Consider the following 24,124-nt stretch of genomic DNA (forward strand, 5'->3'; position numbering starts at 1 on the left):
TGTTGCAAATATGTTAAAAAGACAATAAAAATAGTTAAACAATTCAAAAAACACTACTTTTAAAATGATTAAAAAATAGATTTAATGAATAAATACAATTTGTTCATTAAAAAAATCAAATTACTAATTGCCCTAAATCTAGTAAAATGAAACAAACTTACTTAAAACCAAATTGGTTACTATTGCTATTTGTAATGATTTCCACAATGATTTCCGCTCAAAATGATGAGGTTGTGAAGGAATATTTATTTTCAGGAAAAAAGATAGAAAATAAATTCAATACGATGCTTGATAAAGCTACAGTTTTTCAAGAGTATAAACTTGTTAAATCTGAAGTTTTGGATGATTTCCGACTTAGTTTTTCTTCGTTTTTAGATAAATCAAATGAGAATTTTGGAACTTTAAATTCAAAGTTAGAAGAAAAAGATGTTGCGATTAGTAATTTGAATTCTGAAGTAATTTCACTTAAGAATGAAAACCTTAATTTAAACAATTCAGTTGCAACTATTTCGGTTTTTGGAATTAATTTAGAAAAAGGAACTTATAATTTTTTGATGTGGTCGATTTTGATGCTTTTTGGTTTCGTTGCTTTTTATTTTGCTTATCGTTTTAAATTGGCAAACGAAATTACCAAAAATTCCAAAATTATTCTAGCAGAAGTAGAAGATGAGTATCAACTATTTAAACAAAAGTCAATAGAGAGAGAGCAAAAGCTACGACGTCAATTGCAGGATGAAATAATTAAATGTAGAGAATTAAAAGATGTTTCATAATGAAACAAAAAACCAATCATAATTGATTGGTTTTTTGTTTTAGCTACTAATGTTATTTGGGTTGTAACCTAAATAAGAGACTTCGTGCTCTTTAAAAACGACACCATATTCTTCGAGTTCTTTAAGAATTGGATTGTAAACTTCTTTAGTCATTGGCAATTGAACACCAGGAGTTTTTATTTCACCATTTAAAATTTTAAGTGTTGCAATTGCAACTGGAAGACCAACTGTTTTTGCCATGGCAGTATACGTTTGGTCATCCCCAATGCAAACCATAGTAGAGTCAATTTGTTTTTTCTCACCATTTAGTTCGTAACCAAATTTATGATACATTACAATCATGTCTTTGTCTTCTGGTTCTAAAGCCCAACTTTCACTAAGTATTTTTTCTAAAATTTGAGCAGGTGTCGCATTTTTTAATCCTACTTTTTTATCACCATTAAATAAGCCGATCTCTACTAATTTATCCCAAATAATATCGTCTTGGTCAATTTTTTGTGCATGACGCAATTTTATTTCAACCGTATCTGTTGGGTGATAGGGTAAAAAGGAATTCGTGAATTCTCTATAAGTCATGTTTTCAGAATCATCAATAGTATAGGAGTCATCTGTCATGCCAAGTTGCACTAAAATATCCCATGCTCTAGAATAACCAACTCTTCTAATGGTTCCTCTAAAAACAGTAAGTGCATCTTCTAAACCATATACACTTCTGTATTTTAAAGAATCTCTGTTGGCATAAGCTTCAAATCTCCCGTAACCTTCAACTTCTAAAAACTCGGTTCTTCGGAATAATTTGTTGTAAGGAATATATTTATAGGTTCCTTCTTGGATAAATTTGGCTACACCACCTTGACCTGCTAAAACTACATTTCTTGGATTCCAAGTAAACTTATAATTCCAAAGATTGGTGTCGCTTTCTGGGGCAACTAAACCACCACAAAAAGATTCAAATAAGAGTATTTTTCCTCCTTGAGCTCTGATTTCATCTATTATTTTCATGGCACTCATGTGGTCTATTCCTGGGTCTAAACCGATCTCGTTCATGAAAATTAAATTATTTTCTTGGGCAGCAGCATTCAATTCTTGCATAGCAGGACTAATGTATGAAGCCGTAACCATATGTTTTTTGTAAGTAATACAATCTTTCGCTACTTCAATATGTAAGTGAGCGGGAAGCATTGAAATTACAATATCCGAGTTTTCAATCTCTTCTTTTCGTTGGGTTTCATTAAAAATATCAAAAGCAATAGCTCTTGCATTGGGGTGATTTTTTATTTTTTTTTGAGCCAATTCAAGTGATAAATCAGCAATAGTAACCAATAAATTTTCGGAAGTAGATTTGTCTAACAAGTATTTTATTAGAGAGGAAGCTGATCTTCCAGCTCCAATAACTAGAATTTTTCTCATTTCGTTGTGTGCTGTAAATATCACACGAAGGTAATGAATTGTTATATTCTACAAAATAATTTAACATTAATGTCTCTTTTTAACAGTTTTCAATTTGGTATATTTGCTGTAAATAATGCCTCATGGAAAAGAAAATTTTAATTCTTGGATTAATTTTAGGAATGCTTTCTATCATTTTTGGAGCCTTTGGTGCTCATGCCTTAAAAAAAGTTTTATCGGAAGAATCATTAGTTTCCTTTGAAACAGGAGTCCGTTACCAAATGTATCATGCTTTGTTTTTACTTTTAATTGCAAACACTGCATTTTTATCGGTAAAAGAAAAATCAATTTTGTTTTATTTGGTTTTGGTTGGGGTTTTGTTTTTCTCGGGTTCTATTTATTTGTTGGCAACAAGTGTTGTTACAGGGATAAAAACTAAAATTTTAGGGCCAATTACACCTATTGGAGGAGCTATTCTTATTGCTTCTTGGGGCTATTTTTTATATGCACTCATAGTAAAAAACAGGAATTAACAACGTGTTCTTCAAATTAAATTTATAATTTTGCACTTTATAATTCAAACAACATAACTTATTAATTGTATGGATAATTTCACTCAAAAGGCGAATGCAATTTCGCTAGAGAAATATGGCATTAAAAACGTAACGGATATTGTTTACAATCCTTCTTACGAAGATTTATATAACGAAGAATTAAACCCAAATTTACAAGGATTCGAAAGAGGGCAAGTTTCAGAACTTGGTGCAGTAAACGTAATGACAGGCGAATTTACCGGCCGTTCTCCTAAAGATAAATACATTGTAAAAGATAGCGTAACTGAAAATACCATTTGGTGGAATTCAGACAAAGCAGCTAATGATAACAAACCAATCTCACAAGATACTTGGAATGCTTTAAAAGAAACTACAGTTAGCCAACTTTCAGGAAAAAGATTGTTTGTAGTTGATGCTTTTTGTGGAGCCAATGAAAACACGCGCTTAAAAGTGCGTTTCATTATGGAAGTGGCGTGGCAAGCACATTTTGTGAAGAATATGTTTATTCGTCCTACTGAAGAAGAATTGGCAAACTTTGGTGAGCCTGATTTCGTAGTAATGAACGGTTCAAAAACAAGTTTCAAAGATTACGCTGCTCACGGATTAAATTCTGAGGTATATATTGCGTTTAACTTAACTGAGAAAATTCAATTAATTGGAGGAACTTGGTATGGTGGAGAGATGAAAAAGGGTTTGTTTTCTATGATGAACTACTACTTGCCATTACAAGGAATCGCTTCGATGCACTGTTCGGCTAACAAAGGAAAAGATGGCGATGTTGCTGTTTTCTTCGGGTTATCTGGAACAGGAAAAACTACTTTATCCACAGATCCAAAACGTGAATTAATCGGAGACGACGAACACGGATGGGATAATGACGGTGTTTTCAACTTTGAAGGTGGTTGTTATGCAAAAACAATCGATTTAAGTAAAGAAAACGAACCAGACATCTATGGTGCTATCAAAAAAGATGCGTTATTAGAAAACGTAACCGTTGATGCGAACGGAAAAATTGATTTTAAAGATGGTTCTGTTACACAAAATACACGTGTTTCTTACCCAATTTATCATATTGACAACATTGTAAGACCGGTTTCTAAAGCAGGTCATGCTAATAAAGTTATTTTCTTAACAGCAGATGCATTCGGAGTAATGCCTCCTGTTTCTAAATTAACTCCAGAGCAAACGAAGTATTACTTCTTATCAGGGTTTACAGCTAAATTAGCAGGAACTGAAAGAGGAGTAACACAACCAGAACCAACATTCTCAGCTTGTTTTGGAAAAGCATTCTTATCCTTACATCCTACCAAATACGGAGAGGAATTGGTTAAGAAAATGGAGCAACACAATGCAACCGCTTACATGGTTAACACAGGTTGGAATGGAACTGGGAAACGTATTTCTATTAAAGATACTCGTGCAATTATTGATGCTATTTTAGATGGCTCTATTGAAAATGCAGATACGAAAACGATTCCAGTATTTAATTTTGTAGTTCCTACTTCTTTAAATCATGTAAATCCAGCTATTTTAGATCCTAGAGATACGTATGCAGATGCTGCAGAATGGCAAGCAAAGGCAGAAGATTTAGCTTCAAGATTTATCAAGAACTTTGTTCAGTACACAGACAATGAAGAAGGGAAATCGTTAGTAGCTGCTGGTCCTCAATTGTAATCAAATCATTTAATATAGAAAAGTCCCGAAATTTCGGGACTTTTTTTATTGGAATAAATCAACAAAAAAACCAAACTCTTTTGGGATTTGGTTTTAGATATTGGTAAGTATTAATTTATTTTCCTTTGTTTACTTCGGCTACGTATTTTTCTAAAGCGCCAGTCATAGAAGGTGTTTCTGGTGTTGGTGCCATAATGTCAACACGTAATCCATGATCTAAAGCTTCTTTTTTAGTAGTAGCTCCAAAAACAGCAATTCTAGTGTCGTTTTGTTGAAAATTAGGAAAGTTTTTAAATAAAGATTTAATTCCGGTTGGGCTAAAAAATGCTAAAACATCATAATAAACGTCTTTCAAATCAGACAAATCACTCATTACGGTTCTGTAAAATACACCTTGCGTCCATTCCACTTTTAAACTATCTAAAGTTTGAGGGATATCTGTATTTAACTGATCGGTGTTAGGTAATAAAAACTTTTCGTCTTTGTATTTTTTAATTAGTGGAGCCAAATCAATAAACTCTTTCTGACCCACATAAATCTTACGCTTTCTGTAAACTACATAACGTTGTAAATAAAAAGCAACCGCTTCTGATTGACAAAAATATTTTAAGTCTTCAGGAATTTTATAACGCATTTCCTCAGCTACTCTAAAAAAATGATCTACGGCATTTCTACTAGTCAAAATAATAGCAGTAAATTTGCTTAAATCAATTTTTTGTGCTCTAACTTCTTTAGCGCTAACACCTTCAACGTGTATAAATGGTCTAAAGTCTACTTTTACTTTAAGCTTGTTTTGAAGCTCGAAGTAAGGGGAATTTTCAACTTTAGGCTCTGGTTGTGAAACCAATATTGTTTTCACTTTCAAATTTGACATACGACTTGATCTAATTTTTTGTAATCCAATAATACATAAAATAGTAAGGTGCTATTTCAAGTGTGCAAAGATATAAAATAAAATAAAACAATTTACGCATCACGAGATTTTGATAAATTTTAATCGCAATTATGTAGGTTAGTGCATTAAATAGTACTAATAAAGAAGTTAAAACAATAAAAATCCAATCAGATTGTAATGTGTTATAATATAAAATCAGATTTATAGGCAACAGAATAAAGCCTAAATAGGTTCGGTAACTTACTTTTAATAGATTAAATTGTTCATTAAACTCTTCAATTTGAAAAGTGGTGGCAATTATTTTTTCTATTAGGTATTTTGACAATATAAATACGCCTAAAAACGTTATAATTTGAATAAAAACAATTCCGTCATTTTTTTCTTTAATACCTAATTGGTTTATTAAAAGTAAAATAAAAAATGACAAAGATAAGAGCTGTACCACAAACATAGAGATTGTAAAACCACTCAGCATATTACTACGATCCTTATATATTTTGGTATATTTATCTGAAATAGCTAAACGGATAAACTCATAAAAACGTGTTGCAAATACATTTCTGTTTACAGCAATGATTACAAATGCCACAATAAAAAGGAGTGTAGCCCAATCGGTATAAGATATAATGCGTTCTTGGAATGTTATTGTATTCATCGGTTCAAAATTACAAAAAATAGTGTCATTTTGATTATTATAAATTTATTAAGAGATATAGAGAAGAAATGCTTTATTTTTGTGCAGTAATTCAAAAGAGAATATGTCTAAAAGCATAGTTGTAATTCCAACTTATAATGAAATTGAAAACATTGAAAGCATAATTCATGCGGTGTTTTCTTTGACTAAACCTTTTCATATATTGGTAGTAGATGATAATTCACCTGATGGAACTTATCATAAAGTTGTGGAATTACAAAAAAAATATCCAACGCAATTGTTTATTGCACTCCGAACAAAAAAGTCGGGTTTAGGAACGGCTTACGTTCATGGTTTTAAATGGGCATTGGCTAATAATTACGATTACATTTTTGAAATGGATGCCGATTTTTCTCATAATCCATTGGATTTGATTCGATTACAAGAAGCTTGTGAAAATGGGGCAGATTTGGCAATTGGTTCTCGTTATTCTAATGGGGTTAATGTAGTGAATTGGCCTTTAAGTAGGGTTTTACTTTCCTATTTTGCTTCCGTTTATGTTAGAATAATTACTGGCATGAAAATTGCCGACGCAACAGCGGGTTTCAAATGCTACAAACGACAAGTTTTGGAAGCCATTAACCTAAACAAAATAAAATTTGTGGGTTATGCGTTTCAAATTGAAATGAAATACCGGGTTTTTGTCAAAAAATTTAAAATAGTTGAAGTACCAATTATTTTTACCGATAGAACTAAAGGACAATCCAAAATGAGCGGATCCATTATACGAGAAGCCGTAATTGGTGTAATTTTACTTAGAATAAAAAATATATTTAAGACATTATAATGAGTACATTTTTAATTAAGAATGCCAAAATAGTTAATGAAGGCAATATTTTTGAAGGCGATGTTTTAATAGAAAATGACATCATCACGGAAATTGCTGAAAAAATAAGTGCAAAAACATCAAATTGTATTATCATCGACGCGGAAGGAAATTATCTTCTACCTGGTGTTATTGATGATCAAGTGCATTTTAGAGAACCAGGATTAACGCACAAAGGAAATATCGCTTCTGAAAGTCGTGCTGCTATTGCTGGTGGAATTACGTCTTTTATTGAACAACCCAATACAGTTCCCAATGCGGTAACGCAAGAGTTATTAGAACAAAAATACCAGATAGCTGAAAATAATTCGCATGCCAACTATTCTTTTATGATGGGAGGAACGAACGATAATTTGGAAGAAGTTTTGAAAACCAATCCAAGAAACGTAGCTGGAATCAAGTTGTTTTTAGGTTCTTCAACTGGAAATATGTTGGTGGATAATCCTGAAGTTTTGGAACAAATTTTTTCTTCTACCAAAATGCTAATAGCGGTACATTGCGAAGATGAAGCTACCATTAGAGCCAATACTGAAAAATACAAAGAAGAATTTGGTGATGATATTCCAATGAAATACCATCATTTAATTAGAAGTGAAGAAGCTTGTTATATATCATCGTCAAAAGCTATTGAATTGGCTAAGAAAACTGGTGCTCGTTTGCATGTTTTCCACTTATCAACTGCCAAAGAAATGGAGTTGTTTACCAATAAAATTCCATTGGAACAAAAGAAAATTACTGCAGAAGTTTGTGTGCATCATTTATGGTTTACAGATGCGGATTATGAAACCAAAGGAAGTTTAATCAAATGGAATCCTGCAGTTAAGACTGAAAAAGACAGAGATGCCTTATGGGAAGCCTTGTTAAATGATAAAATTGATGTTATTGCCACCGATCACGCACCACATACTTTAGAGGAAAAAACCAATAAATATTTGTCGTGTCCATCAGGCGGACCATTAGTGCAGCATGCTTTAGTAGCCATGTTTGAAGCACATTTGAAAGGTAAAATATCAGTAGAAAAGATAGTAGAAAAAATGTGTCACAATCCAGCGAAAATTTTTCAAATTGAAAAACGCGGCTTTATTAAAGAAGGCTATTTTGCTGATTTGGTAATTGTTAATTCGCAACAACCTTGGACTGTGAAAAAAGAAAATATTTTATACCATTGCGGTTGGTCACCATTTGAAGGTACAAATTTTAAATCAAGAGTTACTCATACTTTTGTGAATGGAAAATTGGTATATGAAAATGGAAAAGTAAAAGAGTTAAAAGTAGGAAAGCGTTTGTTATTTGAAAGAGAATAGTATGAAAAAGACAATTGGACTATTGGTTGTACTGTTTTTTTGGGCTTGTTCCAATAAACCTGTTCCTAAACCAGACCAACTTCTAGATGAAGAAGTAATGGAAAATATTTTATTTGATTTGTCCATTCTTCAAGCTACACAGTCCTATATGCCAAATAAATTAGACGAGAAAGGTATAAATCCGGAAACGTTTATTTATGAAAAATACAAAATTGACAGTACAACGTATTATCAAAATAAATTGTATTACGCTTCAAATACTAAAAAATACAAAAAGATTCACAAAAGAGTTACCGATAGAGTTAATGAATTAAAAATGGAGGCAGATTCGTTATCAGGTAAAGAAAAAATTGAAAATCAGGACAAACCAAAAATAAAAAGAGAAATTCTTGTAAATCCTCCTACTCAGGAATAATGTATTGCTCTTTCTTTTCGAAAGAAAACCCAATTTTCTCAATAATTTTTTGATTACTCACAACTGTTGTGTCATGAGCAGATTGCGCTAGTATTTTGGTGAATTTTCTTTTATTTCCAGTTAGTAAGGATAGTAACCAATCCATTCGCCACGCTATTGCGGTCAGTGTTTTATTGGCATAAATACTAGGTTTCTTTATTCCAAAAGTATTCGCTACGAAAATTAAAAAGTGTTCAATGCTTAAATTTTCGCCCACAACAATAAATTTTTCACCTGAAATTGAACTATTCATCAATACCGTCATGCTTTTTACAACATCATTCACACTTACTATCGAAATGTTACCTTTGGTATAAAACCATTGTCCTTTTTTTACCGATTGAATAATGGTGTCGCTTCCTTGATTTGGGAAGCCAAAACCAAAAATCACTCCTGGATTCACAATTACCACTTCTAAACCTTCTTGATGACCACGCCAAACTTCCATTTCGGCGCCGTATTTGGTAATGGCATAATCACTGTGTAATTCTTCCTTATTCCATTCGGTTTCTTCTGTGATAGTCGTTTCGTGTTCTTTTGGACTTCCCAAAGCAGCAATCGAACTTACATGGCAAAGCTTTTTTATTCCAAAATCGACGCAACAATTTACAACGTTTGCAGTTCCTTCGATATTGATTTTTCGAAGTTCGTCTTCATCATTGGGGTCAAAAGAAATCAAAGCGGCACAATGATAAACATGAGTAACATTTTCAAAAGCAATTTCTAAAGATGGAATATCGGTAATGTCACCTTTTACCCACTGAATTTTATCAAAAAGTGCTAATTGATTATAAAAATAAAATACATTTTTAACCTTTTCAATTTGTTTTTCGGAACGGAATAACGCTTTTACTTCCTCATTTTCTTGAAGAAGTTGTACTAACAAATGCGAACCTACTAATCCTGTTGCTCCTGTAACTAAAATCATGTGGTAAAGATACTATTTTTTGAGAAGATAGATAATAGAAGTGAGAAGATAGACTTGACTTTGTCGTTGATTTTTGTCGTTGATTTTGAATTTGAAATTGTCTTTCCGAGTTTACGAGGAATCTCCTACGAAGTAGGTTTTTGTTTGAGCGAAGCGAAAACCATTGCACTTGAACTTGATTTTTGTCTTTGAAATTGAACTTGATTTTGCCCTTGATTTTTGAAAAAACTTTTAAACTTTTAAACTAAAGGTTATCTTTGCCAAAATTAAATTTAAAAATGAAGAATTTAGTAGAAGAATTACGTTGGAGAGGTTTGTTTCATGATATGATGCCTGGAACAGAAGAGCAATTACTAAAAGAAGCTACCACAGCTTATATTGGTTTTGATCCAACGGCAGACTCTTTACATATTGGAAGTTTAGTGCAAATTATTCTATTAATGCACTTGAGGAAATCGGGTCATAAAGCCATTGCATTAGTGGGTGGAGCAACTGGAATGATTGGCGATCCTTCTGGAAAATCTAATGAAAGAAATTTATTAGATGAAGCTACTTTAAATCACAATGTAGAAGGAATCAAAAATGTTTTGTCTCGCTTTTTAGATTTTGATGCGAAAGATGAAAACGCTCCAATTTTAGTCAACAATTATGATTGGATGAAAGATTTTTCATTTATTGATTTTGCTCGAGATATTGGAAAACGTATTACGGTGAACTACATGATGTCGAAAGACTCAGTAAAGAAACGTTTAAGTGGGGAAGAAGGGTCAGAAGGAATGAGCTTTACCGAATTTACGTATCAATTAATTCAAGGTTACGATTTTTATCATTTGAATAAACATTATAATTGTTTGCTTCAAATGGGCGGAAGCGACCAATGGGGAAACATTACTACTGGTACAGAATTGGTAAGAAGAATGAACGTTGGTAATGATGAAAAATCAAAAGCATACGCGTTAACCACACCATTAATTACAAAAGCTGATGGTTCTAAATTCGGAAAATCTGAAGGTGGAAACGTTTGGTTAGATGCTGATAAAACTTCGGTTTATAAATTTTACCAATTTTGGTTAAATTCTACCGATGTTGATGCTGAAAAGTACATTAAGATTTTTACATTCTTAGATAAAGAAACGATTGAAAAATTAATTGCAGAACATAACGAAGCACCTCATTTAAGAGTGTTGCAAAAGCGTTTAGCAGAAGAAATCACTGTGATGGTACATTCTGCAGCAGATTTAGAAAATGCAATCGCAGCTTCGAATGCGTTTTTTAGCCCAACGATGGATGAGTTGAAAAAGTTAGATGAGAAAACGTTTTTAGAAGTGTTTGATGGAGTTCCTCAAGCAGAAATTTCGACGGAAGATTTGAATGCAGGTTTAGATATGATTGCAGCATTAGCAGCAAAAACCAACTTCTTAGCTTCTAATAGTGATGCGCGTAGAGAATTGAAACAAAACTCGATTTCTTTAAACAAAGTGAAAGTAGGGGAAGATAAAATCATTACGAAAGAAGACCTTATCAATAATCAATTCTTGTTATTGCAAAAAGGAAAGAAAAATTATTACGTGATTAAGGTTAAATAACCATCAGGTTACAACCACGAATATCAGAATTATCAAAACGTCCCAACACTTCGAAAGAATGGTTGGGATATTTTTTTCCCAAATCTTGTGTAGCAATAAATGAACACGAATTGATATTGGCTAAATCAATCACGTTAATGCCGCCCGTTTTCCCTTCAGCAACATAAGTCAAAGCATCTTCCGTATCGCGAATTAGAATTTGCATCCAAGGCGGACACTCAAAAACGCCATCACCAAGAGAATACGCTTGTGAAAGTAATTCGGTCATGCCATATTCGGAATGAATTTTTGAAACGCCAAATCCATTGCATAAAATAGCGTGTAATTCTTCGCGAATCATTTCTTTACGTTTGCCTTTCATGCCACCAGTTTCCATGATGATAGTGTTTTTTAATTGGAAATTTTGTTTCTCAATTAAATCTAACAAAGCATACGTAACACCAATTAAAATCACATTTTGGCCCGAATTATCCAATTCAATTAGTTTCGAAATCAACTCATCGTAATTATTCAAATAAAATCCAGAATCTTGATGATTACTACTTTGGATTAAATCTTCAACCATATAAATCAACGAAGAACCTTCACGTTCCAAATAGGATGGAAGTAAGGCTAAAACACAATAATCTTCAATATTTCCGTAGAATTCTGAAAATCCTAAGCGATAACTCATTTCGTACCAACTTACATCAGTAACCAAATGTTTACTAGTTTGTAGTCCGGTTGTTCCACTACTGGTGAACGTTTGCTGAATAGCTTCAGGCGAACTTAAAACGTCATGACTTTTAAAAAACTGAATCGGTAAAAAAGGAATTTCGGTTAATGATTTCACATTGTTTTTGTCTTTCTTCAAGAAGTTGCAAAATTGTTGGTATACCAAATTAGTATCGTACTGATGTCGAAATACTTTTAAAGTAATTTTTTCAAATTCTTTTTTAGAACCAATTTGGAAAATATCTTCTTTTGAAATCATGGTGCAAAAATAACAAACAAATTGGTCATAAATAAAAAAGCACCAACTTTCGTTGATGCTTTTCAATATATTGTAAAAACTAATTATTGAATAACTAATTTTCTTGTAGCAGTTTTTCCTTCTTCTGTAATTTTTACAATGTAAACACCAGCGTTTAATCCAGAAACGTTTACAGCGTTATTAATCACGTTAGATTTTAAAACTTCTTTTCCTAATACATCGAAAATTTGAACTGACATATTAGCATTAGCAGTTGAAGTCAAAAATAATGTATTTCCTTTTAATGGGTTTGGATACATGGTTAGACCTTCGATTGCGTTGAAATCATTAGTTGAAAGCGTGTTAACATCAACAAAAGATCTTGCAACAACTCTTGGTGTTGCAACATTTTTAGAAACCAATACAATAACATCTCTTGTAACATCTGGTATAATGTTTGAATTTACTACGTAATCAACTTCGGTTAAGAAGGTTCTGAATTCCATTGTATTTCCGTCACTGATATTATATGTAACATTTCCAGCAAATGTATTTGTACCGTTTCCGTCTGCAAAAGTTACATTGTTAATTCTAACTAATTCACTTTCGTATAACTCAACATTACCTATTATATTTGCAATTGTAACAACTTCTGGAGTGATAGTATTTCCTGTTGAAGAAGGGGCAATGTTTTCTAAAGGAACAATCTGTAATAAATCATTGAAGTAAGTGGTTTGACCTCTAAATCCTGTCATTCCATCTCCAATTGCAAAAGTATTAGTGATTACATTTCCAGCGTCATCAATCAAAATTGCTGCTGTAGCATCTTGAATATACTTTTGATTTCTTGGTGTTCTAGCATAAGTTACTATTGCTTCGCTGTTTATTTGATAATAACGGCCAATACCGTAGTCTAAAACATCAAGTCTTACATCATTTATGCTGTTTACAATGTAGTATCCTTCAATTGTAAAAAATACAGTAGTATTAACGGCGGGTGATATCGGAGTGCCTGTATCATCAACAAGTTCAACATAAATGGTGTAAGAATTAGGAATTAAACTTGTAAGTTCAATTGGAGTTGTATTAAATTTACTTATTGCGGTACCTCCATTTACAGTATATCTAATATGTCCATTACCACTTCCTGGGTTAGCAACAATAAAATTAGATACTGATAAACTCACGTTAACTGCAGTTGTAGCTGGATTGTAAGTAGTTCCATTTGATGGAGACGAGATTATTAATGTAGGATCAGAAGTTGGAGCAGTCCAAGCAAAATCATCTACCATTATTCTTTCTGTTGTTCCGTTAGATCTAATTCTAATTTGAATATTAGCATTTGAACTATTGATTACACCGTTTACTGTTTTCCAATCAGAATCTGTTGTTACCGCAGCGTCAATTGTTGATGAAAACGTCCAGTCAGTACCGCCGTTTGTTGAGTATTCAACTGTAAAATTTGTTGCTGGAGAATTATCCCAACGTCTTGCTGCGAAAGAAAAGTTTCCAACTCCTCCAGAAGCAATTGTCATAGTAAGTGAAGAAGAAGCATTATCTCTTAAACGAAATGAATATGTTCCATTTGCACCTGGAAAGCCATCTGTAACAGCGGTGCTATTTCTAATAACACTTGCTCCAATTGCAGAAAAAACGCCATCATTATATCCGTGATCAGAATAAGCAGTAAATAATCCTGCTCCTTGAACCCAATTTGTCGGTTCGTCGAAATTAATTGAGCCTTGAGCAAAAATTGCTACAGAAAAGAAAGTTAAAAGTAGTGTGTAAATTTTTTTCATTTTTTTTAAAATTAAAATTGGGGTGACAAAACTAATCATTTTTTTATTTATTACAATGATTGATAGAATTTTATATAAAAAAAGCATCAACATTTGTTGATGCTTTTTATTATGTTGAAAAAAAACTTATTGAATAACTAATTTTCTTGTTGCTGTTTTTCCTTCTTCTGTAATTTTTACGATGTAAACACCTGAATTTAAGCCAGAAACGTTTACAGTGTTGTTAATTACGTTAGATTTTAAAACTTCTTTTCCTAATACATCAAAAATTTGAACAGTCATAATCGCATTAGCAGTAGAAGTTAAATATAATGTATTTCCTTTTAATGGGTTTGGATACATAGTTAAGCCATCTATTGCGTTGAATGATGATGACGATAGCGTAAAGTTTGGTAACGTATCAATGGTTAACTCATCTACAAGCATAGCTGGTGTATTAGTTGCAGAATCTTGACGTAAAATAAAACCTGCAAAGCTTGTAATTGCACTAGCTGGTGTTACACTTACAGTTGTGCTAGCCGTACCTCCTATAGTTGGGTTTTCGAATAATGATAATGTGTTAGTTCCAAAATCATAACCTAAAACTAAGTATTGAGTACTACCAACATTGAATAAGTTTGCAGACCAAACAATATCTCCAGCTGCTGCTGTTGGGCTAATCCCAAATTGATATTGAGTACCATCATTTCTCATCCAAATACGAGCAGTTGTAAAAGAATTTGAACCGTCATTTAAAACCGCAAAATATGTTGTGCCAGATACTCCAGTTATATCAGTTACACTAGTTAAAAAAGAAACATATAATTCTCCGGAAGTTGTTTCAGTGAATGGTAATCTTGGGTCGCTACCTGTTCCAGCGAATGAAACGTGATTTCCAGTAGAAGTTATTCCAGTATAATTTAAATTACCAGTTGCAACTAAAATATTGTCACTTCCAACAGATGCATTTGTCCACATTTGAGACGCATTAAGTTCAGATCCTACAGTATAATTAAATGGTTCGTTAACAGGAAGGGTGTTTATTGGTTTACATTCAGGACTGTTACCAGAAACTTCAAGGTTACATGTTCCGCCTGTAATTTCAACATCAAAATTTGTTCCTTCTGTGTAAGTTAAAACAATATTTCCTGACGCTACTGAAGATGGATTATCTCCGCCAATAGTTGCACCTGGAGCATTGATTGTATATGTTGCCAAACTTCCGCCAGTGAATGGGATAGTTACGGTGTAATTGTCCAAGGCTAATGTAGAAGCTTCACATGCAACAACTGGAGTCTCTAAAGATAATGCACATGTTGCAGAAACATTGGTAAGTTTAACATCATCAATTCTAAATTGAGCCGTAGTTATTGTTTGAGTAAAACGAATTCTTAAGTTTGTAGTACTTGGAATGCCTGACGTAATTGTAATTAATGTCCAGTTAGAAGTTCCGGTTCCTGTAGCTCTTGAATAAGTTAATTGAGTGAAATCTGTCCCGTTTTCACTTACTTCAACTATAAGTTCGTTACTTGCAGCATTAGCACTTTTGTGGTGTCCAAAACTCAATTGAATATCTGATGCACTGTATGATGAAGTGTTTATACCTTCAATTAATAAAAATCTTCCAACAGTACCAGTAAAAAAAACATTTCCGCTGCCAGTTGCTCCAGTATATCCAGTTGAAGCTGTTGAGGTTCTTACATCAGCAGTTCCTGAATAGATGATAGGACTTGCGTTTTGAAAAGTATGATCGGCAATTGCTGTTGTTGTTGCTGGTGATCCCATATCTTCAGAGTAGAAAGTTTGAGAAAATCCAAAGCTAGAGTATACTAAAAGGATAATAATGTAAAGTCTTTTCATAATTATAAGAATTTTAATTCGTTACAAATTTAGTTACATTTTTAGAATTAAATAAAAATGCAATGTAAAATAAAGGTTAAAGTTTGTTTTTTTGAACTAGTTAACAATCAGTTTTCTAGTTGCGGTAGCTTCGCCTTCTTTTACTTTAATGATATAAACGCCAGCAGTTAAGGAGCTCACGTTTATTTCTTTTGATGCAGAAGTAGTTTCAAATACTTTCTTGCCTAATACATCAAAAATTTCAATTTTTTTGTCAAGGGCAGCTTTGGAGGTAATATAAATTTTGCCAGAATTGGTTGGGTTAGGATAAATAGCCAATCCATCTATAGCAGGTTCTTGGTTTTTATTTGCGCTAATTGGCTTTTGCTCTTGAGAAATAGCTTCTAAAGAGAAAAGAGAAACAAAAAGAAATAGTATAAAGTATTTTTTTGCCATTAGCTTCAAATATTAGTGTAAAGATACTAAAAAAATAATTGCAAATACAATGCCAAATAAAAAATCCCTCAATTGAGGGATTTTTGTAAGTATTTTTTAAAAAATATTATTGAATCATGTCATTTTTAACAACTTTATTAGTTGATTCTTTTTATTTATTTTTCCAAACTCTTTTTTCTGTGTCGTAATAAGTTAAATCATCAGGAAATTCTATCCAAAATTCAGGTTGGGAGTTTTTAGTATAATATTCTTCAATATTTTTTCCTAATACAATTTTATCAAAAAGTATTTTACTTTTTAAGTTTAATTCTGGTAATTCCATTTTCCAAGTTCTGCAAATTTCTTCATAGTAAACTATTGAATCTTTTTCAATTTTCAATTTTCCTATTGTAGCTACTTTTTTTAATTTTAAACTCGGAGCTATTTTGCTAATGGCAAAAAATATGAATCCATCCTCATTTTTATAGTAGTGAATTAATTCTGCTTCTTTAACTTTTCTTTGATAATAACTATTATTTATAGTATCCCATTTTTTTTCATGAGATACATTTTTTGGTAACCCTTCGAAATATCTAACAATATTTTCTTTGAACGCCAAATTTTCTTCATTAGTTAGATAATCACTAGGATTCGATAAAACTTCTTTTTTACAACTAAATAAAGAAAGTGCAAATAATATAATATAAATGTATTTAACCATAAGATTTGAATAAAATAATAAAAACCCCAAAGTTTATTGACTTTGGGGTTAAAGCTGATTTTTTTAAAATTAGTATGCTCTGTTGTTTGGTAAGAATTCAGCCCAATTAGCAGTCCAATCTGTAGCTCCGAATGCACCTCTGTAAGCGACAGTTTGAAGACCAGATAATTTGCTATCTGTAAATGAAGCTCCTGAAGCTAGTGTTCCACTTGTAACTGTAAAGGTTGGGTTTGCTGAGTAACCACCTGTAGTATTGTTACCAAAAGCGATATTTGGATTTAAACCTAATACAGTAAATTGATCTTCAATTGCTGCAGTAATAGTTGTATTGCTGGCAGTCCATAAATTTGTTACATCAGTTGCTGTAGCTGTCATCCCTGATCCAACTGAATATGTAGTTGTAGGTGCTACTAAAATATTGTTTAATAATTTACCAGTTGGAGTTGTGCCTGAATAATTATCATAAACAGATTGTTGATTCATTCTAATTCCTCTAGGGTAACCTATAAATACTGAGTTAGCAATTGTTACTGCAGTTCTTCTTCTTAAATCAATTGAATGTTGGTAGTTTGCATTAATTTGTTGAGCGTTAGTTGCTTTAGGACCTACACAAGTAAAATTTGAGAAAACACCTTCTGTAAGTAAAGTTGTAACGTTGTCATTAGGGCCATTATCACATTCAAATGAGTTTGAACCTGATTGATCAGCAAAAGAAGGATATCTAACCTCTAGACCAAATTGATTTTTACCTACATAACCAAAGTCAACATCAAAGCTATCATCCCAAGAAGCAAATGAAATTAAGTATTTACCATTAATAGTTCCACCAAACCATTCGAAACCATCATCTCCACCAAAAGAAACTTGGCAGTATTCCATTGTTGTTTCACTACCTACACCACCCATAGTGATAGAGTTCGTTTCATTATTAGGAGTTAATTCAATTCCTGCATATTCAACTCTCAAATATCTTAATGTTCCTGAATCATCAGCAGCGTCAGTGCCCCCATAAACAACAGCAGGAGTAATTCCTTCAATTTCTGGATTTACTTGGTTTACAGGAGCATTACCTAAAATAACTAAACCGCCCCAATCTCCTCTATCTCTAGAACCAGCTGGCAAGTTTGAAGTCATAACGATTGGCTCAGTCGCAGTTCCATTAGCTTCAATTTTACCACCTCTGTCAATTATTAAAGTACCTTTAGTTGCTTTGTCTCCTTTGATTATTGTTCCTGGTTCAATTGTTAAAGTTTTTCCACTTCTAACAAAAGTTTGTCCTTTGATTAAGTATTTTTTGTCGTTTGTTAAGGTTCTTGTTTCAAGGTTTCCTTCTAAAACAACAACTGTGTTGTCATTGTTGTTGTTTGAATTGTCGTCATCACTAGAACAACCAACAACTGCTAAAGCTGATATCATCAAGCTTGTTAAAAATAATTTAGAAATTTTCATAATTTAATGTTTAATAGTTATGTTTAAGATTAAAAAGTTAAAATTTGTATGTTACGTTGAAATTAAATAAAGCACCTATTCTGTGAGTGAAAATAGCATCATCACTATTGTCAATTTTATTATCTAAGTTTGAATCTTGAAAGAATCTATATTTATCATCAAGAAGGTTTGATATACCTAATTTATAACTCATTTTTTCAAAAGATTTAGATATAGTAAAATCAAGCTGATTTCTTGCTAATTCATATATGGTAGGAAATATGTCTCCACCAACAGCATATATTCTATCACCAAAGCGATTATAAATTAAATTTGAATTCCATCCGTTTTCTTTGTTATTGTAACCTAACGCTAGATTAACTACGTATGGAGATTGTCCTTGTAAAGCTCTTTTTTGTTGTTGTGCATTAGCGCCACTTCCAAGATCAACTTCAGAAAAAATGTAAGAAGCATTTAAATTAAAAGATAAGTCAGATAAGAAGCCTGCTTTAAAAATGTTTTTCATTGATTTTCTTATTTCTAATTCTGCCCCATACAATTCAGCATTATCAGAATTACTATATCTCATTCTTCTTTGTTGACTTACAACAGGTAAAATAAACTCAATAGGATTTTTAAATCTTTTATAAAAAGCACCAAGACTAATAGTTTCACCATTTGATGGATAAATTTCATAACGAGCATCAAAATTATCAATAGTTGCTGTTTTTAAGTTGCTATTACCGTCAACCTCAGTATCTTCTTGAAAATTATAAAATAGAAATGGAGCAATCTCTCTAAATTCTGGTCTATTAACAGTTCTGCTATACGCTAAACGCATTACACTTTTCTCATTAGCGTTATAGCTAAAATTGAATGAAGGTAAAATAGAAGTTACTGGTTGTTCAATTATAACATTGTTAATCCCTTGAAAACCATCAACTTGTAATATATTGTGTTCTACTCTAATGCCACCTGTTAGTAAGAACTTTTTAATTGGATATTCTCCATAAACATAACCTGCTGTTAATAAGTTATTTGCCCTATAAGAATCACTTAAGTTAGAACCTTCTCTTAAAACCCAACCATTAGTTGCCGTAACATTTGAAGGGGCAAATACTTGTGTTAAAGGAAGGCTTACAAGTTCTTCTCTTCTTTCAAAGGAAACACTACCTGGAATTATATATGAAAAATACCTAGCACTAAAATCTCTATCTTTATAATCTGTAAATAGCCCCGTTTTTAATGTGATTTTATCAGCGTCAAATTCATCACCTTCTTCTTCATCTTTATTTAATTTATAAGTATAATCTACAGAAGCATTTATTGATTTTTCATTTAAATCTGAGAAGAATCTACCTGTGTCAAATGGATTTGAACTAGGAGGATCAATCATTTTAAAGGGTTCATTGGTGTTATTAATATCTCTAAATGTTCTAAACCTTCTTAAGTCGGGCATAATATCTTTTATGAAATTACCTCCCAAAACCCAATGTAAGTTTTTGTTTTCTGTAATGTTGTGATCTCCATTAAATTGAGAAGAAAGAATTCTTCTTCCCGTGTATCCAAATTCATAATTTCTCAATAATTGTCCTGGTCTTTGGTCGTAATCAAAACCCTCTCTTAAAGTAGTAAAGTTTTCACCAATTTGATTAAATAAATTTTTAAAGTTAATTTTATTATCTTCATTAAATTTAAGTGACCAATTTGACATTAAAGTTAATCTAGTTTCATTCGAATTGAAGTTATCTACAAAAACCTTTTGTTCTTGTGGTATATTGATACCTCCTGAAAAGTCATTTATAAAAGAGTTTACATTTTTATCGTAGTTTTCAAATTTATTAGAATAAGATAAAATGTTTACAGTACTAAGTTTTTTATCGTTCTTTAAATTGATGTTTCTACCAATACTAAATCCAATTCCTGAGTCTAGAAAAGCACTTCTTTTTTCTGGATTAAAGTTGTTCTCTAATTGGTTAGCATAGAAAACACTTTGAGTGTTGTCATTAAGAACATTTGAATTAGTAGGAAATCCCGACGGTAATTGACGGAAACCATTATCATATCCTAAAAAGTCTGTAGGCGAACCTTCTGTTTGCCAATAATCATTAAAAGTAGTGTTTATTCTGTATCCAACATTGAAAGAAATTTGTGTGAAATCCGAAAAGTTTTCAGAAGTAGTAACATTTATTATACCTCCAGCAAAATCACCAGGTAAAAATGAAGCTCCTGTTTTTCCAATTGTCATTTTTTCTAAAGTGGTTGTTGGCAACAAATCAAACGAAAATGTTCTTCTGTCAATTTCAGTACTTGGAGCCAATGAATTATTTATAAGAACATTGTTGTATCTTTCATTTAAACCCCTGATCATAACAAATTTCCCATCAACAATTGTAACACCAGGAACTCTTTGAATTGCTTGTGCAGCATTTCCATCAGTTCCTTTATTCATTTGCTCTGCTGAAATTGAATTGGTTACTTGCCTTGCAACTTTAGTTTCTGTTAATACAGCAGACTCAGTATTTTTTCTTACAATAGTTGTGAGTACTATATCTTTTAATTGTACACCTCCGGCTTCAAGGGAGTGATTGATGGTTTTCTTCTCACTTGGATTTAAACTAAAAGGTATTTCAATTGTTTGATAACCTAAGTAAGCAACTACTAAAACGTAGTTTCCTGGTTCTAAATTCAAACTATACTTACCTTTGTCGTCTGTAGAAGTTCCTTGTGTTGTCCCTTTAATTGAAATATTTGCAAATGCTAGAGGTTCGTCGTTGTATTCCTTATCTGTTATTGTTCCAGAAATTGTTCCTTTTTGGCTTAAAGCAATTGTTGAAAATAATAATGTAAAAAGTAATAAAAAAGGTTTCATGTTGTGTTGTTAAATTCTGATGCAAAGTAAATTCATAAGCACTTTTAAAACGTTAGCTATTTGTTACCAATTTTCACTCCAAAAGTTATCAAATTGTTAACAGATTAAATAATTGTTAACCATGTAAAACTTTTTATATTATCTTTACCTTTACCAACGAAAACAGAACTTTTTATTCTAATGAAGAACAAGAACATTAAAATTTTATTGGTTGATGATGAGCAAGATATCCTCGAAATTGTTGGGTATAACTTGTCTTTAGAAGGCTATCAAGTAATAACAGCTTCTAATGGTAAAGATGCTATTGCAAAAGCTAAAAGAGAATTACCTCATTTGATTATTATGGATGTCATGATGCCCGAAATGGATGGAATTGAAGCTTGTGAAAACATCAGAAAATTTCCAGAAATGGAAAATACTATAATCACTTTCCTTACAGCTCGTTCTGAAGATTATTCACAAGTTGCTGGTTTTGATGCTGGAGCCGATGATTATATCGCAAAACCAATAAAACCTAAAGTTTTAGTTAGTAAAGTGAAAGGCTTATTACGTCGTTTAAAAGAAACTGAAACCGAAAACACTACTTTAAGTGTTGGTGATATCGAAATAAGTCGTGAAGAATACAAAATCGTTAGAAACAACCAAGAAATTATACTGCCAAGAAAAGAATTTGAATTGTTTTATTTATTGGCAACTAAACCTGGAAAAGTATTTACTCGTGAAGAAATTTTAGAAAAAGTTTGGGGCAATGAAGTTGTAGTCGGCGGAAGAACAATTGATGTACATATTAGAAAATTGCGTGAGAAAATTGGTGATGATTTCTTCAAAACCGTTAAAGGGGTAGGCTATAAAATTGAATTTTAATGTCGCCTATTTTTAAAAAGTCATATAAATTTGCTTTTAAATCCTCATTTTACATTTCGTTTTTTGCAACGGTTTGTATTTTTGGATACCATTATTTTTTTACGCTGAGTAACTTGGTGTATCCTGTTGTGTTTTTATTTGTACTTTTTGGTTTTTCCTTTTTTGTTATTCAATATCGTGTTGAAAAATTCATTTATAGAAGAGTAAAAAAAATCTATGACGATGTGTCGCTTTTAGAAAATACTTCGTTTAGAAACCAACCTATTACTACTGATATGGCAACGCTTACCAAAGAAGTAAAAAAGTTTGCCCGAGATAAAAAATTAGAAATTGAAACCCTAAAAATTAAGGAAGAATACCGAAGAGAATTTTTAGGCAATGTTTCGCACGAATTAAAAACTCCTCTTTTCACTGTTCAAGGTTATATTTTAACTTTGTTAGATGGTGCAATGGAAGACAAAACCATCAGAAAAAAATATTTGCAACGCGCCGAAAAAGGAGTGGAACGTCTTATTTATATCGTAAAAGATTTGGATATGATTACCAAGTTGGAAGTGGGCGATATCAACATAGAACCTTCTAGATTTAATGTTGTTGAGGTTGTTCAAAATGTGTTTGACTTATTAGAAATGCGTGCTGCCAAAAAAAATATTACTCTTTCATTTGATACTTTTTATAAACAACCCATTTTTGTTTTAGCCGATCAAGACAAAATCCAACAAGTGATTACCAATTTAGTCATGAATTCTATTAAATACGGAAAAACAGGCGGAACTACTGAAATTGGAATAGAAAATTTGGTAGACAACAAAGTTATTATCAGAGTAACCGATAACGGTGAAGGAATTGAAAAACAAAATATTTCCAGACTTTTTGAACGTTTTTACCGTGTAGACAAAAGCGGTGCTAGAAGTGAAGGCGGCTCTGGTTTAGGTTTAGCTATTGTAAAACACATTATCGAAAGCCATAACGAAAAAATTTACGTGGAAAGTGAATTTGGCGTTGGTTCTGAATTTTCATTTACCTTAGAAAAGGCGAAATAAATCTTTCCAAATTACAGGTTTTGAAAAATTTTGAAAACCACGATACATTTCAATTTTATCTATTTTTTCAACTTTAAATTTTTCTTGTTGGCAATAAGGCGCTAAATTTTCTGCTTTATATTTTTTTGCTAAATATTCTTGTTCGTATTGACCTGGTGTTGGTATAAAAAACGCTTTTTTGCCCAAATGCGCTAAATCCATAACCGTAGTATAACCAGAGCGACAAACAATTTTATCACTTTCGTTAAAAGCAATTTCCAGCTGCTCGCTATTCATGAAATTGTAAAACGTAATATTGTTTTCTTGCCAAATTTCCTGTTCGGCAGTAATGATTCCTTTTACAAATAAAACAGGTTTTGTGTACGTTTGAAGTTCCGAAATTAACTTGTTTTCCAGTAAAGTACGCTGTGGTTCTGGGCCTGATAAAATCACCATCAAATCATACTTTAAAGGCAAATTTCTTTTATGCAATCGGCTTAGTGGACCAATGTAGCGCAAATGCTTAAATCCGTTGTAATAATGTCCTAAATCTCCAGATAAGTTCGGACTACCATCGTTATCTGGAATCCAACATTCATTGAATTTTTGGATGTAAAACTCGTGTAACTTGGTAGTAATCCAAGAAGTGTTACCAGTTAAAACTTTTAATTGGTGTGTTATAAAAACCGATGGAATATTTTTGGAATAAACGCCTAATCGGTTATCGGAAATAATGCCTGAAAGTTGGTATTCCAAAATCCATTGTGCCACTTGTTTCTTTTCAGCTTTGATGGCTTTAATCATTTTGGGTAGTTGTGCTAATAATTTCCATTTGAAATTTTTCCCTTTCTCCGCATATTGAATGTTATAAGCAGGAAGTTCCAAATGCTGCAAATGCGGAAATTCTTTTTTTAGTAATTCCAAAGCCTGACCATCAGAAGCAATAATCGGGTTGAAACCATTTTCTTCTAATGCCCAAATAATAGGAATAGACCGAGTGGCATGACCTAATCCCCAATTAAGCGGAGCAACAAGTATGTTTTTTTTAACTTCCAAAATAATTTAATTATTGTGCACCTATTACCCATTATCCATCGCCCAATGCCTTGTAAAGGTACAATTTTACAAAGTGCAAT

At 32.1% G+C, this 24,124-nt stretch carries 21 protein-coding genes; 9 read left to right on the forward strand and 12 right to left on the reverse strand.

Annotated elements, in window-relative coordinates; translation table 11 throughout:
- Positions 1-146 precede the first annotated feature (146 nt).
- Positions 147-773 (forward strand): hypothetical protein, encoded by a 627-nt coding sequence (locus DPN68_RS01395; RefSeq protein ID WP_113987790.1) that lies wholly within the window; start codon positions 147-149, stop codon positions 771-773.
- Positions 774-812: 39 nt separating this feature from the next.
- Here the strand turns inward: DPN68_RS01395 and DPN68_RS01400 are convergent, their stop codons facing one another.
- A complete protein-coding gene (locus DPN68_RS01400) occupies positions 813-2,183 on the reverse strand; it encodes a saccharopine dehydrogenase family protein (RefSeq protein WP_113987791.1) in 1,371 nt (456 codons plus the stop codon).
- A 122-nt stretch (positions 2,184-2,305) separates the two neighbouring features.
- Between DPN68_RS01400 and DPN68_RS01405 the strand changes: the two genes are divergently transcribed.
- Both DPN68_RS01405 and pckA read left to right on the forward strand, forming a co-directional pair.
- Entirely contained in the window at positions 2,306-2,695 is a 390-nt protein-coding gene (locus DPN68_RS01405) for a DUF423 domain-containing protein (RefSeq protein ID WP_113987792.1), read from the forward strand.
- Between the two features lie 69 nt (positions 2,696-2,764).
- Positions 2,765-4,390 (forward strand): phosphoenolpyruvate carboxykinase (ATP), encoded by a 1,626-nt coding sequence (pckA, locus tag DPN68_RS01410; protein ID WP_113987793.1) that lies wholly within the window; start codon positions 2,765-2,767, stop codon positions 4,388-4,390.
- A 115-nt stretch (positions 4,391-4,505) separates the two neighbouring features.
- Here the strand turns inward: pckA and DPN68_RS01415 are convergent, their stop codons facing one another.
- Positions 4,506-5,255, reverse strand: a complete 750-nt coding sequence (locus tag DPN68_RS01415; RefSeq protein ID WP_113987864.1) for a uroporphyrinogen-III synthase — start codon at positions 5,253-5,255, stop codon at positions 4,506-4,508.
- 19 nt (positions 5,256-5,274) lie between these two features.
- On the reverse strand, positions 5,275-5,940 hold the full coding sequence (locus DPN68_RS01420) for a DUF4271 domain-containing protein (protein WP_113987794.1): 666 nt from the start codon (positions 5,938-5,940) through the stop codon (positions 5,275-5,277).
- 103 nt (positions 5,941-6,043) lie between these two features.
- On the opposite strand from DPN68_RS01420, the gene DPN68_RS01425 reads away from it, so the two are divergent.
- From DPN68_RS01425 to DPN68_RS01435, 3 genes are read left to right on the forward strand one after another with little or no spacing between them, the layout of a single operon-like run.
- Entirely contained in the window at positions 6,044-6,766 is a 723-nt protein-coding gene (locus tag DPN68_RS01425; protein WP_113987795.1) for a polyprenol monophosphomannose synthase, read from the forward strand.
- Entirely contained in the window at positions 6,766-8,109 is a 1,344-nt protein-coding gene (locus DPN68_RS01430) for a dihydroorotase (protein WP_113987796.1), read from the forward strand. Before DPN68_RS01425 ends, DPN68_RS01430 begins: the two co-directional genes overlap by 1 nt.
- A gap of 1 nt (position 8,110) precedes the next feature.
- Complete coding sequence (locus tag DPN68_RS01435) at positions 8,111-8,524, forward strand: DUF4296 domain-containing protein (protein ID WP_113987797.1); 414 nt, start codon at positions 8,111-8,113, stop codon at positions 8,522-8,524.
- On the opposite strand, the gene DPN68_RS01440 is transcribed toward DPN68_RS01435, so the two are convergent.
- Positions 8,511-9,491, reverse strand: a complete 981-nt coding sequence (locus tag DPN68_RS01440) for an NAD-dependent epimerase/dehydratase family protein (RefSeq protein ID WP_113987798.1) — start codon at positions 9,489-9,491, stop codon at positions 8,511-8,513. The genes DPN68_RS01435 and DPN68_RS01440 overlap by 14 nt on opposite strands.
- 278 nt (positions 9,492-9,769) lie before the next feature.
- Between DPN68_RS01440 and tyrS the strand changes: the two genes are divergently transcribed.
- Positions 9,770-11,077 (forward strand): tyrosine--tRNA ligase, encoded by a 1,308-nt coding sequence (gene tyrS, locus DPN68_RS01445; protein WP_113987865.1) that lies wholly within the window; start codon positions 9,770-9,772, stop codon positions 11,075-11,077.
- Here tyrS and DPN68_RS01450 read toward each other — a convergent pair.
- The 7 genes from DPN68_RS01450 to DPN68_RS01480 all read right to left on the reverse strand — a co-directional run bounded on the left by DPN68_RS01450 (position 11,070) and on the right by DPN68_RS01480 (position 21,102).
- Positions 11,070-12,050 (reverse strand): LuxE/PaaK family acyltransferase, encoded by a 981-nt coding sequence (locus tag DPN68_RS01450; RefSeq protein ID WP_113987799.1) that lies wholly within the window; start codon positions 12,048-12,050, stop codon positions 11,070-11,072. The two genes, tyrS and DPN68_RS01450, sit on opposite strands and share 8 nt — an antisense overlap.
- 83 nt (positions 12,051-12,133) lie before the next feature.
- A complete protein-coding gene (locus tag DPN68_RS01455; protein WP_157958487.1) occupies positions 12,134-13,828 on the reverse strand; it encodes a T9SS type A sorting domain-containing protein in 1,695 nt (564 codons plus the stop codon).
- A gap of 126 nt (positions 13,829-13,954) precedes the next feature.
- Entirely contained in the window at positions 13,955-15,667 is a 1,713-nt protein-coding gene (locus DPN68_RS01460) for a T9SS type A sorting domain-containing protein (protein ID WP_113987801.1), read from the reverse strand.
- A 96-nt stretch (positions 15,668-15,763) separates the two neighbouring features.
- Positions 15,764-16,102 (reverse strand): T9SS type A sorting domain-containing protein, encoded by a 339-nt coding sequence (locus DPN68_RS01465; RefSeq protein WP_113987802.1) that lies wholly within the window; start codon positions 16,100-16,102, stop codon positions 15,764-15,766.
- A gap of 151 nt (positions 16,103-16,253) precedes the next feature.
- Positions 16,254-16,802 carry a hypothetical protein gene (locus DPN68_RS01470; RefSeq protein WP_113987803.1) on the reverse strand — a complete coding sequence of 183 codons (549 nt, stop codon included), beginning with the start codon at positions 16,800-16,802 and terminating at the stop codon, positions 16,254-16,256.
- Positions 16,803-16,871: 69 nt separating this feature from the next.
- Positions 16,872-18,251, reverse strand: coding sequence for a hypothetical protein (locus DPN68_RS01475; protein WP_113987804.1), 1,380 nt, complete (start codon positions 18,249-18,251; stop codon positions 16,872-16,874).
- Positions 18,252-18,288: 37 nt separating this feature from the next.
- Positions 18,289-21,102 carry a TonB-dependent receptor gene (locus tag DPN68_RS01480; RefSeq protein ID WP_113987805.1) on the reverse strand — a complete coding sequence of 938 codons (2,814 nt, stop codon included), beginning with the start codon at positions 21,100-21,102 and terminating at the stop codon, positions 18,289-18,291.
- Positions 21,103-21,282: 180 nt separating this feature from the next.
- On the opposite strand from DPN68_RS01480, the gene DPN68_RS01485 reads away from it, so the two are divergent.
- Complete coding sequence (locus DPN68_RS01485) at positions 21,283-21,966, forward strand: response regulator transcription factor (RefSeq protein ID WP_113987806.1); 684 nt, start codon at positions 21,283-21,285, stop codon at positions 21,964-21,966.
- Positions 21,966-23,009 (forward strand): sensor histidine kinase, encoded by a 1,044-nt coding sequence (locus DPN68_RS01490; protein WP_113987807.1) that lies wholly within the window; start codon positions 21,966-21,968, stop codon positions 23,007-23,009. Before DPN68_RS01485 ends, DPN68_RS01490 begins: the two co-directional genes overlap by 1 nt.
- On the opposite strand, the gene DPN68_RS01495 is transcribed toward DPN68_RS01490, so the two are convergent.
- Positions 22,992-24,044, reverse strand: a complete 1,053-nt coding sequence (locus tag DPN68_RS01495; RefSeq protein WP_113987808.1) for a glycosyltransferase — start codon at positions 24,042-24,044, stop codon at positions 22,992-22,994. The genes DPN68_RS01490 and DPN68_RS01495 overlap by 18 nt on opposite strands.
- Between the last annotated feature and the right edge of the window lie 80 nt (positions 24,045-24,124).

Source organism: Flavobacterium tibetense (assembly GCF_003293845.1).
In the GTDB taxonomy this organism is placed as follows: Bacteria; Bacteroidota; Bacteroidia; order Flavobacteriales; family Flavobacteriaceae; genus Flavobacterium; species Flavobacterium tibetense.